Origin of the sequence: Albibacterium bauzanense (assembly GCF_004339765.1) — a bacterium.
GTDB classification, from domain to species: domain Bacteria; phylum Bacteroidota; class Bacteroidia; order Sphingobacteriales; family Sphingobacteriaceae; genus Albibacterium; species Albibacterium bauzanense.
Genome location: NZ_SMGO01000001.1, coordinates 283,883 through 296,505, shown reverse-complemented (window position 1 = coordinate 296,505; position 12,623 = coordinate 283,883). Strand labels below are relative to the sequence as shown.

Here is a 12,623-nt window from a genome sequence, read left to right as displayed (position 1 = left end):
ATAAATATGGGTCTTACAGAAATCATTCAGCAAAAAATTAAGGATGAAGGAGTCATCAGCTTCGAGGAATTTATGGAAATGTGTCTCTATTATCCTGAACTTGGGTATTATACTTCTCCTGGAAATAAGATCGGAATGAATGGTGATTTTTATACCAGCGCATACCTTACACCTGTTTTTGGTGCATTGATTGGTAAGCAGTTAGAAGAAATGTGGAAAACGCTCGGCTGCACTGATTTTACCATTGTCGAATATGGTGCAGGTACAGGCATGTTATGTCATGATATTCTTTCCTACCTTAAGAAGAATGAGAAAATGTATGAGCAGTTAAAGTACTACATCATCGAAAAGAGTCCTATTATGCGAGAGATTGAAAAGTCGCATTTACTTGAAAAAGTAGAGTGGCTCAATTCAATTAATGAGCTTCCGGAAGTTAATGGCTGTATATTCTCAAATGAGCTGGTAGATAATTTTGCTGTTCATCAAGTCGTAATGAAAAATGAACTCATGGAAGTTTTCGTAAGCTATGATAATGGCTTTACAGAAGTATTACAGCCAGCCCAAGAAGAATTGAAAGAATATCTTAAGGAGCTAAATATTGAACTCCCCAAAGATTTCCGCAGCGAAATAAACTTACAGGCCATTAACTGGATCCAGGAAATAGCAAGCTCATTGAATCAAGGCTATGTAATGACGATCGATTATGGCTATTTAAGTTCGGAATTATATAAGCCTTATAGAAGCCAGGGTACACTTATGTGTTATAATAATCACAAGGTCAATGATAATCTATACGACAATATCGGAATACAAGATATTACCTCTCATGTAAATTTTTCAGCATTAATAAACTCTGGCAGGAAAAGTGGACTGAATGATTGTGCGTTTACCAGTCAATGTGATTTTCTATTATCTATGGGATTCACAGAGCTAATTCAGCAAATGATCACCCATGAAGATGATGTTATTCAAGCTGCTCGCAAAATATCCTTTTTGAACCATACCCTATTGATCGATATGGGGAGTAAGTTCAAATTCTTAATTCAAAAAAAACAACACCCATTGTAACTTAGCAATAAGTGTTGTTATCCGATTATTTAGTTTTTATAAACAGCCCTTAATTTATAACCCCTCCTTCAGGAACAGTCCAGAAGTAAATTGTTGAGCCATCAACAGTTTGTGTCTTTTCAGGTTTCCAGTCTCCCATTGTAAAAGCATGCGATACAATCCTTGTACCTGGTTTAAGAGCCAGAATTTTCGGACGTAATTTCATGTTTACATCAGGTAACAGATATAAAGTAATAACTGAAGCCCCGCTCAAATCGGTATCAAACAGGTTAGCATTAAAAAACTCAACCTTATCGCTCACCCCTGCACTTTTAGCATTGGCATTAGCTTCTGCAATTCTCTGAGGATCAATGTCAAATCCCTTACCTGTTGCACCATAATCTTTGGCAGCAGTAACAACAATTCTTCCATCACCACATCCTAAATCATACAATACATCACCAGGTTTTACATCGGCTAATTTCAGCATTGCATCAACAACCGCTTGGCGTGTTGGTACGTATGGAACATCCAACGCCGGACGATCTTGTGCATTTGCAAGAGTAGCAACAGATACTAATAAAAGCACGACCCCAATTAGTTTTTTTACAGATTTCATCTTGTTTAATTTAAAGGTTAAAAAATATATGAATTAATTATATCTAATATTTTATAAGTTTCTGTATATCAATCAAGTGATAATTTTATCAACATGATACTCATCGCTTTGTTTAGATTTATTTCTTCCCTCTATTTTTTTAAATATCGCAAGCAGTAATACCCCTACGAATAATACTACAACACCTACCAGCGCACCAACACCCGTATACATCAAGCTTGAGTATAAAAGGTAAGCACTTGTTAAACAAAAGATAATAGGTGTAATCGGGTAAAGTGGAACGCGAAAGGGCCTGGGTACATCCGGCTCTTTTTTACGTAATATAAATAATGCAATACCTACCAATAAAAAGAAAAACCAAAACACAGGCGCTGTATATTCAATGATAGTTTCAAAACCACTACGTGTAAATAAACCTAAACTTATTAATACCAAGGCAATCAATCCCTGTACTAAAAGCGCGTTTACCGGGCCAGATGTCTGGCTATTCCACCTTCCAAGAAAAGAAAGTATCCTGAAATCTTTTCCTAATGCATAATTGGTTCTTGCACCTGTAAAAATCGTTGCATTGGCAGATGTTAGAGCCGAAACAGCTACAATAATTCCAATAAGCCAAACACCCGTTTCTCCCCACACAATTCTCATCAAATCTACCGCTACAGCATCAGATTGAGCTATCCCGCTGTGTCCCAATGCCCTCAAGAATCCTATATTAATTAAAAGATAAGCTGCTGTAATAATAAACAGACTGACGATCAACACTTGAACCATCCGCTTCTTTCCAGATTTTAATTCAGCCGATATGTATGCTGCTTCATTCCATCCACCAAATGTGAGTAGAACAAAAACCATTGCCAACCCTATAAAGTTGCCAGAGGATGTAGATGCATCCATTACAGGCGGAGCAGTTTCAATAACCTCCGGTGCAAAGATCAGCCCAGCAGCGGCAATCAGTAAAACACCAGCTACCTCCGCCACTGTAAATAATTTTTGTGTGCCCGTCCCTAATCTAATTCCCGTAATGTTAATGGCTGTAAGAACTATGACGACAAGTGCAGCATATATCACAGACGAAAACTCACCGAGACTGTGTATCTGGCTAAAATAATCTCCGAAAATATAAGCTAGTAAAGCGATTGATCCAGTTTGAATAACACTCATCCTGGCCCATGCAAAAAGAAAAGCGAGCTTCTTTCCATAAGCTCTACCTATGAAGTGATAATCTCCACCAGCATTGGGAAATGCGGTGGTAAGTTCGGCATAACAAAGTGCACCAATTAATGATACTCCTCCGCCTAATATCCAGGCAAATAAAAATAATGAGTCAGAATCTGTATTGGCTGCAACTAAAGAAGGTGTTCTGAAAATCCCAGCGCCTATTACAATGCCTACAATAATAGCAACAGCATCAGTAATACTTAGCTGGTGTTTAGGTGCCACGTTTTGAGTGGTATCTCTTTCCATAATTCATTCATATATAATTAGTATTTAGGTATTTAACTTTTGTTTATTTTATTAAAATACTGTTTAAATACGAAATTGTTTTATACGTAGAGATAATTGTTACAATCGGATAGCTACCTCTCTATTATCTTTATGTTGTATATTTCAATCAAAATTGCTATTATTGTAGATAATAAACAACATATTATGAAGTTGAAGAAACAAATCCTGCTTCCTAAGTATCAGAAAGAATTAGAACAAGTGGGAGAAAACATCAAATTAGCTAGGAAACGACGTAAACTAACTACCATACAAGTGTCAGAACGAGCGGGTATTGATCGTTCTACATTATATTATATTGAAAAAGGGAATCCTAGTGTATCAATGGGTGCATATTTTAATGTACTTAGAGTATTAGGACTTCATGATGATTTTTTAAAAGTGGCAACAGACGATGAGTTTGGAAGGAAATTACAAGATCTTAGTCTAATGGGAAAATAAAAGATGGCAAAGACAGATATATGGGTTTACGCAGATTGGAAAGGTATGGATTCTCCTAAATGTATTGGGGTATTATCTGCCCACCATGCTAAAGGAAGAAAAGCATTTAGTTTTTCCTACGATAAGGACTGGATAATTTCTCATGAGCAAATGTTACTTGATCCTGATATTGAATGGTATAGTGGACAACAATATCCCAATAAAAAAGAAAACTTTGGTGTATTTATGGACTCCATGCCAGATACTTGGGGAAGAACTTTAATGAAACGGCGAGCTGCTTTTATTGCACATGAACGGGGAGAAACAGCACCTACTTTATATGATATTGACTTTCTTTTGGGAGTCCATGATTTAAGCAGAATGGGGGCTTTAAGATTTAAGAAAGAACCTGATGGAGATTTCCTTAATAACGATTCGGTTTCACCTACTCCTCCTTGGGCAAGTATTAGAGAATTACAGTATGGCGCAAAAATGATTGAATCTGATATCGATTCGATCGAAATAAACAAATGGCTTGCTATATTGATGGCTCCAGGTTCCTCGCTTGGAGGAGCTAGACCTAAAGCTAATATTTTGGATAATGATAGTCACCCTTGGATTGCTAAGTTTCCTTCAAAGAATGATAATGCTATAAATAAAGGTGCATGGGAATATTTGGCATATCGCCTTGCTGTCAATGCGGGTATTGTTATGACAGAATCAAAAATAGAACATGTCGCTGGAGCTCATTATACTTTTTTTACTAAACGGTTCGATAGAGATAAGGAGGCTAGGGTTCATTTCGCTTCTGCAATGACTATGACCGGAAATAATGAAGAACTCATTCGTAATACTACACCTTCATATTTGAATATTATAGAATTTATTCAATTTTCTGGAGTGCATATAGATGATGATCTACAACAACTTTGGAGAAGAATTATTTTTAATATACTAATTTCTAATACTGATGATCATTTAAGAAATCATGGTTTTATACTTACAAATGAAGGTTGGCGCTTATCTCCTGCTTTTGATATAAACCCTTCTATAGACAAAGGAGGCTTGGCATTAAATATTGATACAGAAAACAATCTATTAGACATCAATCTTGCCAAGAGCATTGGTGTTCATTGTAGGTTGAGTGAGAAAAAGATGAACGAAATAATAGAAGAAGTGAAAAATGCTGTATCTAGTTGGCGGGAAATAGCAAAGGGTATTGGAATATCTCGTAGTGAACAAATACTAATGGCAGCCGCCTTTAAGGTTTAAATATTCTTTCTGTATAAAAATAAAGCCCCTCATTCTCCATCTGAATATTTCATTCTACCAATATAGCTTTCTTTCCTCTTGAGCATTTCATTATAACTAATAAAACCTCTCTCCTCCAAATTTCCCCCTCACCTACTCCCATTCACCCAAACCCACTAACCTTCTCCTGTTCAATCAAAGCCTTTCTAAGCACAAGTTTCGAAATCAATCAAATACCATTAATCAAATAAGCCCTTTAGCAAGCAATATTCCCAATAAGTTTTAGAGGGCAGTACCCTACGATATGTTTGTTCCCAATGATTGCAAACCGGTTGCTCATTCAATTAACAGTTTTATTCACCTTTTAATTTTAAGAAAATGGCAATTTATGTAAAAGGAGCATTGGGCTCATTCTCAGGGAAGCTTGGAAACGTTGTAGGATCTAATTGGCGTTCTATCGACTACTTAAGGTCGCTTCCTAAACCGTCAAAGAAAGCAGCAACAGCTAAGCAAATCGCACATCGGTCAAAGTTTGCTTTAGTTATTGAATTCCTCAACCCCTTGCGAAGCTTTATAAACATGGGATACAACGATTCCCAAGAGCGAAAGATGACAGCCTTTAACCGGGCAGTAAGGCACTTGCTGCCAAAAGTCGAAGGACAATATCCAGACTTCAGCATTCCGTATGATGATGTGAGACTTTCAAAGGGCTCACTAAAAACCATCTCACCTTTGGTTACTAAGAACCTGGATGGAGATCTGGATATCACGTGGGATCCTACCGTCAACCCATTATCGTCCGAAGCAGATGATCTGGTTTATTTCATCATGTACAACGAAGCAACAAAAGATTACTTCCTGTATCAAGATGCTATTCGCGAGGATGGTGAAGACTCTATCAATCCTGAGATCATGGGTCAGGGAGAACTTCACATTTGGAGCGCAGTAAGTTCCAGCGATGGATCAAAACGCTCAAACAGCAGTTACTTCGGGTCGCTTACACTCTTGTAACATCCATATGGAGGATCTCGCAAGAGGTCCTCCATAATTTCCCGCTCTAAACAAGCTCTAACCCCAAATCCATTCACTTTAGCACCCAATCATCATGAATCACATCCAAACAGTTTTCGATCAGTTCAACTACTTCTTCAATCAGCACAAGCTCAGTTTAATGCTGGTATTATCCATCCTTGTATTCATCTTTTTTGGCGATACCATCCGGAGGATAGACATCACAGCAGCTCCCATTGATCTGGGCGTACTGGCAGTCATACCCCTATCAGCCATCACCGTTATATCCTTTATGATTTTAACCGGATGGATGATCGCCTGGCAATGGCCTGTATTGAATGAATATCAACACATTTTTTTAGAAAGAACCTTTAAATCCCTACTATCATGGCAAAAAGTATTGATCTACTTCTCCTTCTATTTGGCAGTTTTCTATGCCTTCATATTAGCAACAGCAGCTTTTATGTAATACAAGCTCAAACAGAGGCCACCAACCTGCCAGAACAGCAGCGAGCCCAGATCCGTACAATTTATACACAAGAAATCGGAGTACGCGAGAAAAGCAATAAGAACGATGGCGAACGAGTTGGTGAATATCTAAAATACACAGGTTTAAACGAAGGCTATGCCTGGTGCGCAGCCTTCGTTTCCTGGTCGTTTGGCCAGGCAGGACTAAAAGAACCAAAAACAGCCTGGTCTCCTTCCCTATTTCCCAACAAACGAATCATCTGGCGAAAGAATCAAAACAAGCCCATTCCTCAAGCAGGAGATGTTTTCGGAATTTATTATTCCAACTTAAAGCGCATCGCTCATGCAGGCTTTGTAGACGAATGGGGCGATAAATATGTAATCACGGTCGAAGGAAATACAAACGATGCCAATAGCCGCGAAGGCGATGGCGTGTATCGAAAAAGAAGACCCATTAGCAGCATCTTTCAAGTATCAGATTGGATCACACCCCTAAAATAAATCATCATGAAAAGAATACCCTTCCTACTAATCAGCAGCCTCCTAATTCTTAGCTGTGCAAGCCTCCATAAAAAACAAAGCTTACAGCAGTCGGCGCAAACAGCAGGAATTACAAGTTTAGAAAGCCATGACAGCCACCTTAGCCTTGAGGCAAGCCAATGGCTTCAATCATGGATAGAACAGCTTCATTACAGCACTACCCTTATCCATTCCGATTCAACAATCAGCTATCAACCCAACGGTGGTTTTCAGTTAAGCAAAGGCAGTATCATCTTCAGTGAGCTAAAACAGCAAACAGCTACAAACCATCAAGTCCTTTCAAACAAAGAACAAGAAAGCAATCATAACCGTCAACAGCAAGAGCTTAGTATCCATCAAGAACAAAGCAATCTGCAGCATGAAAAAGAACGCTCTCCATCTATCCCATTAAAATGGCTCATACTATTGGTACTAATTGCTATCCTATCTCCCCTTCTCCTTGCATACAAACTCAAAAGGAACAAAAGATAGTACTTGCTAAGCATTTATTAAATGCACTCATTTGTAAACACATCTACAATAAGCCCCTACGCGGCAGTAAACCTAATTAACGAATGTAAATAACCGAATAATTCAAATAATTAAAATCTATTTCTATGAAAACAGATGATGTATTCACTTATGAACTATCCAAGTTGGTAAAAGCTCTAAACCAGCTACTTCAAACAAACGAGCAGATTATTAGAACCATCGAAGAGATAAAAGCACAAGATAAAGCTCCTGTCTCCGTGCTGCATGACCTTATCTTCATAGAAGAGCTCTCTCAAAAGCTTCGGCTTAGTCCAACTACCCTCTATCGCTATGTAAATGAAGGACATATTCCCTGCAGCAGAATCGGCAATCGTCATGTTTTCTTTGAAAGCGACATTAAAAAGTTTCTTGATCGAAATTACAGAACTGGCCCAATAAAAAAGAAGGAAGGAGGCGGAGATAATGGAAAATAAAATCAACCTATTCTCAGAATACTCTTACAGCGAAAGTACGCTTAACATTGAGCTTAAAGAAAATGCAATAATAATACAGAAAGTACAAACAGTAAAGAAGAAGCTTGTCGCTTTATTAGAGAAAGCAGCTATTGATTCCGATCTATTTCGCATCCTCAGCTATTATTTTAATCTAAATAATGAGAGACCCCAGGAAGTACCCAGCGAACGAAACATTATGTATTTACGAATAATTAGCTATCGACTTATCAAGGTTTTAAAGATAGAAAGCAGTGTACCTAAAGAACAGCTCTTGCTGCGTTTTTTTATTTTAATAAACTTTAATAAAGATCAAATTATTGAATATTATATTAATAAAATAGATTCTGAGATCGAAAATAACCCTGATAGTAAAGACGATATACTAAACTGCTATTGGATTGAGAGCCATTATCTACCCAAAAAGGATATAATTTACACATCTGCTAATCATTGTCTCGGTACAACTATTAATAACCACATATCCATTTTAAAGTGTCAATCCAAGCGTGAAAATGAACAAGCGATGCAATCTGTCCATACAGGCTATCGCCATATACCCAGAATTATCAACCTTATAGGAACCTCTGCGGTCATGATGTATGCGTTTAATATGCTCATTAACACAAACATAATAAAACTCCATATACCCTTTAAATCCTTTTTTGAGGTAATAAGCGAACTTGTTCGTCGTGCTGATGGTAAGAAATTTAGTACAAATACGCTAAAGTCTCGTTTTAATACCTATAGTCTTATAACTCTCTATAAGATGGCAGATCTGCTCGAAATACTAAGGGAATATAATGATTACCAAATAAAGATGTATCATAAAAGAAAGTGATTGGAGATATGGCTAAAGGTATTAATGTCTTTCTTATTGTGAGTGGTCGTGTAATCCCTATGTGTCAAAGTGAAGGGGCTTATATTATTATAATGATGAAGGTTGGGCTCTTTGTTTTCACGAACAATATATAGACGGGGAACGAGGCGCAGAAATTGATGTTTGTACTGAAACCATAGCAGAAATAACCTTTTATGACCCTGAATTCTTTCTTGAAATGAATGAATTTGTTCAAGAACATTACTCCCCCATTTATCTAAAGACAGTGACTGACTGTTTTAAAGATAAGTGGGGGAGGATGTATGTTGTAATCTGACCTAATAAATGTTACATCGTTCCAACTCTGCCTATTAATTAGACTACTTAGCAGCAAGTACACATGCTATTGCACACAGTATTATTCTTAAGCTAACTTTCTTTCTCAATCATTCCCGGAAACCAATCCTTAAATGAATTCAGCGTTAAATTAAAACTTTCGCGGTACATTTCTAGATATTTAGCAAATTCTTCTTCTGTCATTAGCGACTTTGCTAATGATAAGGTGGCAGCTTCATTCTTCAGAAGTTGCACCAATATTAAGGCTTGTTGTTCATCCATGATATAAACATAACCGCTTATGTATTAATTCGGTTGCTTCTTACATTCTTGCTAAACATTTTAGATTACGTTATGAAAGAAAACTATTGTTTTAAAAGAAAATCGTGCCATAGGTATATCTTTATCTTAACCTATCCCCATATTGGGGGATTTTCTTAATAACAGAGTACAGCTATTAATTTCTTAACGATATATTAATTAGGAAACAGTATTTTAGTAGCTTTCAAGATAAGCACTGTGTTTTATCGAGGAATGGCAAGGTCGTACCTAAAAATGCTTTGAGTCTTTCCATTCATGTTTTTTGATAGAGTTTATCAGTAGCGATTAGTATTTATTTTAATTTATATTCCTAAGTATTTATGTGCCCTAGATTTATCAATAGATTTTATCATTATACAAAGTAAATATGAAACAACCATTGTAATTAAGAAAACTAATAGCTGTGTAAGCAAAGTGTTTTCCATAAATATGAGCTTTACAATTTTATTTGCAAAAATCAAAACAAGCAAGTGGTTTAAATAAATTGCGTATGATACTTGCCCTAAAGATTCTAAAAATTTAGAGGTTTTAATATTTACCATGTTTTCCTTCAGTAAAAGTATTATTAACAATCCAGAATATATAAAACTCGATATCTTCACAGCAGTTATCGCCTCGCCTATATTATTTAACATATTAAAATGAATTTTTGTCTCAATCAATTCTAATATTAAACTAAGAAATATTAGAATTATTAATGTTTTATTATTTAAGCTTACCTTATTTCTTTTTAGATACATACCTAGAATAAAAAACATTATCCAGGTTATAAAATTACCCGCATAGATAATTAAAGGTATATCAATATTCAAGAATAATTTCAAAAAAAAGAAAATTAAACAACAGATAAAACTTAATAGAGTAGCTATAACAAGACCTCTTTTATTCGTCATTTTCTTTAGCAATGGAAAGAATATATAAAACTGAATTATCAAGAAAACGTAATAAAATATTCCTGAAATTTGAAAAGTTAAAAGCTTATATAAACTATTCAAAATGGTCTCTCCTTTGAAATAAAGAGCCACGAAAATATAGGGCAAACTCCAAACTAGGTATGGCAAATAAACTCTTGAAATCTGCTTTTGAAGAAACATTTTATAAGTATATTCAGCGTTAAAAACTTTGTCTACCATAAAGTATCCTGAAAGGGCGATAAAAAGAGGAACTGCAAAATTGATTAATTGCCTAACCAAAACAACTATCCAAGAAATTTCATTATTGATTTCTGCATTTAAAGAATGAATCAATAAAACTGCTAATATTGCAACAGCTCTTAACAAATCATAATATGGTATTCTTTTTTCCATTTAAATAAGTTTTTAAACTTTCATAACCGACTCTTAAATACAGAGTTGACTTAATCCTATATTTTTTATGCTAACATTAGCTTTTTTCATTAGAAGAACGGGTGAAATTATTCTAGTAATAAATATGCATTTTATTCTAATGCTTTTATTGTCTAGTTTGCTGTAATTCAATCGGTTTGTTTTTTAGTAATGTAACAAGAATTTCCTATTGAATATTACAAATATTCATTAAGCCCTTTATCTTTGAAAGAATTGACTATTGTTTTAATTTCTTGTTCCCTATTCTTCTTATGAATTAGCAATACATTATCATCATCAACAATAATATAATCATCTAAACCATCTATAATTACTAATTTCTCCGCTGATGCACTAATAATGCATCCATTAGAATTATTAATTTCATACTTATTGGTTCCAATAAGAACATTGTTGTTATTATCCTTATCACTTATTTCATACAAAGAATTCCAAGTTCCCAAATCACTCCATCCAATATCTGCAGGAATAGTATAAACATTTGTTGCCTTTTCTATAACTGCATAATCAATTGATACATTAGGTGAATTAGGGTAGTTATTATTTATAAATTCTTCTTCATTATCAGTATTGTAATATTCAAATCCAGAATCGAATAATTTATATATATCAGGTGAATAAAGTCTGAACGCTTCAATGATATCCGCTGCTTTCCAAATGAACATACCTGCATTCCATAAAAAATCAGGTTCTTCTATATATTTAATAGCTAACTCTAACTGAGGTTTTTCATGGAATGCTTTTACCAGATGTAATTTCTCATTATCCGATGCATCATATTGAATATAACCATAACCCGTATCCGGGCGCGTAGGTGATATGCCTAAAGTTACTAAAACATTACTTTTCATTGCATGATTTACGGCATCTTGAATAATATTTAGATAGGCGCTTTCTTTTAATATCAAATGATCAGATGGAACAATAATCATTATTGCATTTGGGTCTTTCTTTAATAATTTAAATGCAGAATAGGCAATACATGGTGCTGTATTATTTCTTGACGGTTCACAAATGATATTCTTAACTGTAAGATTTGGCAATTGCTCATGAACTAATTGTTTGTAATCTTGATTTGTTACTATATGTATATTATCGTTGTTTATATAATCTTTAAATCGATTGTATGTTAATTGTAAGAGGGAATCACCTGTTCCCAGAATGTCGATAAACTGCTTTGGAAAGGCATTTCGGCTTTTTGGCCAGAATCTACTACCGACACCACCAGCCATTATAAATAAGTTAATATGCTTGTTATTCATTCTAGGTATTATTTTAAAGGAATGGATTCTAAAATAGAATTATTATATTTTAGAAATAGTGGTAGCTCTAAATCGCGTTGTGAAATAAGTTGATCTTTTTGAGGAATAATCCAATCAATTCCTAATTCGGGTGAGTTATATGAAACTCCTAGCTCTGCTTCCTTCTTATATAGATTATCGCATTTATAAAAAAATTCGGCAGTTTTACTTAATACTGCAAAGCCATGTAAAAAACCACGAGGAATAAATAGCTGTAACTTATTCTCTGCAGTTAATTCAACTGCGATATGTTTACCATATGTAGAAGACTCTGGTCGAGCATCTACTGCAACATCTAGTACACCCCCACCTAAAACTCTTACTAATTTTGCTTGAGCATAATCCCCACTTTGGGCATGCAATCCTCTTATTACTCCATATGAAGAATAAGATTGATTATCTTGAACGAAATTAATATCCTTTCCTATTGTTTTTTTGAAGGATGTTTCATTAAAACTTTCAAAAAAATAGCCTCTTGAATCTTCAAATATTTTTGGTTTTATTATGAAGCACTCGGCTAAACCAGTGTTAATTATTTCCATTGTGACTTATCTAAATTACTTCCTGTAATATTCATTTAAAGGACAAAGTATCATTTTTAAAAGCGGATATTAATCACCCATTTTGGGTGATTTTTTAAGATTTATATTAAGTTAACATGGTTATTTTAAATTTTAA

The 12,623-nt window shown here is 35.0% G+C and carries 15 protein-coding genes; 9 read left to right on the top strand and 6 right to left on the bottom strand.

Annotated features, from left to right (window positions below; translation table 11 throughout):
• Positions 1-6 precede the first annotated feature (6 nt).
• Positions 7-1,068 (top strand): class I SAM-dependent methyltransferase, encoded by a 1,062-nt coding sequence (locus C8N28_RS01295; RefSeq protein WP_132220777.1) that lies wholly within the window; start codon positions 7-9, stop codon positions 1,066-1,068.
• A 49-nt stretch (positions 1,069-1,117) separates the two neighbouring features.
• Here C8N28_RS01295 and C8N28_RS01290 read toward each other — a convergent pair whose 3' ends face one another.
• Both C8N28_RS01290 and C8N28_RS01285 read right to left on the bottom strand, forming a co-directional pair.
• Positions 1,118-1,666 (bottom strand): SAM-dependent methyltransferase, encoded by a 549-nt coding sequence (locus C8N28_RS01290; RefSeq protein WP_132220775.1) that lies wholly within the window; start codon positions 1,664-1,666, stop codon positions 1,118-1,120.
• A 72-nt stretch (positions 1,667-1,738) separates the two neighbouring features.
• Positions 1,739-3,130: an APC family permease gene (locus C8N28_RS01285; RefSeq protein ID WP_132220773.1), complete on the bottom strand. Its 1,392-nt coding sequence runs from the start codon at positions 3,128-3,130 to the stop codon at positions 1,739-1,741.
• Between the two features lie 186 nt (positions 3,131-3,316).
• Between C8N28_RS01285 and C8N28_RS01280 the strand changes: the two genes are divergently transcribed.
• The 8 genes from C8N28_RS01280 to C8N28_RS01245 all read left to right on the top strand — a co-directional run bounded on the left by C8N28_RS01280 (position 3,317) and on the right by C8N28_RS01245 (position 8,662).
• Positions 3,317-3,610: a helix-turn-helix domain-containing protein gene (locus C8N28_RS01280; protein ID WP_185140113.1), complete on the top strand. Its 294-nt coding sequence runs from the start codon at positions 3,317-3,319 to the stop codon at positions 3,608-3,610.
• 3 nt (positions 3,611-3,613) lie between these two features.
• Positions 3,614-4,861, top strand: coding sequence for a type II toxin-antitoxin system HipA family toxin (locus C8N28_RS01275; protein ID WP_132220771.1), 1,248 nt, complete (start codon positions 3,614-3,616; stop codon positions 4,859-4,861).
• 357 nt (positions 4,862-5,218) lie between these two features.
• Positions 5,219-5,851: a DUF6266 family protein gene (locus tag C8N28_RS01270; protein ID WP_132220769.1), complete on the top strand. Its 633-nt coding sequence runs from the start codon at positions 5,219-5,221 to the stop codon at positions 5,849-5,851.
• 94 nt (positions 5,852-5,945) lie between these two features.
• On the top strand, positions 5,946-6,320 hold the full coding sequence (locus C8N28_RS01265) for a hypothetical protein (protein ID WP_132220767.1): 375 nt from the start codon (positions 5,946-5,948) through the stop codon (positions 6,318-6,320).
• Entirely contained in the window at positions 6,239-6,820 is a 582-nt protein-coding gene (locus C8N28_RS01260) for a CHAP domain-containing protein (RefSeq protein WP_132220765.1), read from the top strand. Before C8N28_RS01265 ends, C8N28_RS01260 begins: the two co-directional genes overlap by 82 nt.
• A gap of 6 nt (positions 6,821-6,826) precedes the next feature.
• Positions 6,827-7,330: a hypothetical protein gene (locus C8N28_RS01255; protein ID WP_132220763.1), complete on the top strand. Its 504-nt coding sequence runs from the start codon at positions 6,827-6,829 to the stop codon at positions 7,328-7,330.
• A gap of 125 nt (positions 7,331-7,455) precedes the next feature.
• A complete protein-coding gene (locus C8N28_RS01250; protein WP_132220761.1) occupies positions 7,456-7,803 on the top strand; it encodes a helix-turn-helix domain-containing protein in 348 nt (115 codons plus the stop codon).
• Entirely contained in the window at positions 7,793-8,662 is an 870-nt protein-coding gene (locus C8N28_RS01245; RefSeq protein WP_132220759.1) for a hypothetical protein, read from the top strand. Before C8N28_RS01250 ends, C8N28_RS01245 begins: the two co-directional genes overlap by 11 nt.
• Before the next feature lie 408 nt (positions 8,663-9,070).
• Here the strand turns inward: C8N28_RS01245 and C8N28_RS01240 are convergent, their stop codons facing one another.
• From C8N28_RS01240 to rfbC, 4 genes are all read right to left on the bottom strand, one after another.
• Positions 9,071-9,259 carry a hypothetical protein gene (locus C8N28_RS01240; protein WP_132220757.1) on the bottom strand — a complete coding sequence of 63 codons (189 nt, stop codon included), beginning with the start codon at positions 9,257-9,259 and terminating at the stop codon, positions 9,071-9,073.
• A gap of 341 nt (positions 9,260-9,600) precedes the next feature.
• A complete protein-coding gene (locus C8N28_RS01235; RefSeq protein WP_132220755.1) occupies positions 9,601-10,605 on the bottom strand; it encodes an acyltransferase in 1,005 nt (334 codons plus the stop codon).
• A gap of 215 nt (positions 10,606-10,820) precedes the next feature.
• Positions 10,821-11,906: a mannose-1-phosphate guanylyltransferase gene (locus C8N28_RS01230; protein ID WP_132220753.1), complete on the bottom strand. Its 1,086-nt coding sequence runs from the start codon at positions 11,904-11,906 to the stop codon at positions 10,821-10,823.
• 8 nt (positions 11,907-11,914) lie between these two features.
• Positions 11,915-12,487 carry a dTDP-4-dehydrorhamnose 3,5-epimerase gene (gene rfbC / locus C8N28_RS01225; RefSeq protein ID WP_132220751.1) on the bottom strand — a complete coding sequence of 191 codons (573 nt, stop codon included), beginning with the start codon at positions 12,485-12,487 and terminating at the stop codon, positions 11,915-11,917.
• Positions 12,488-12,623 lie beyond the last annotated feature (136 nt).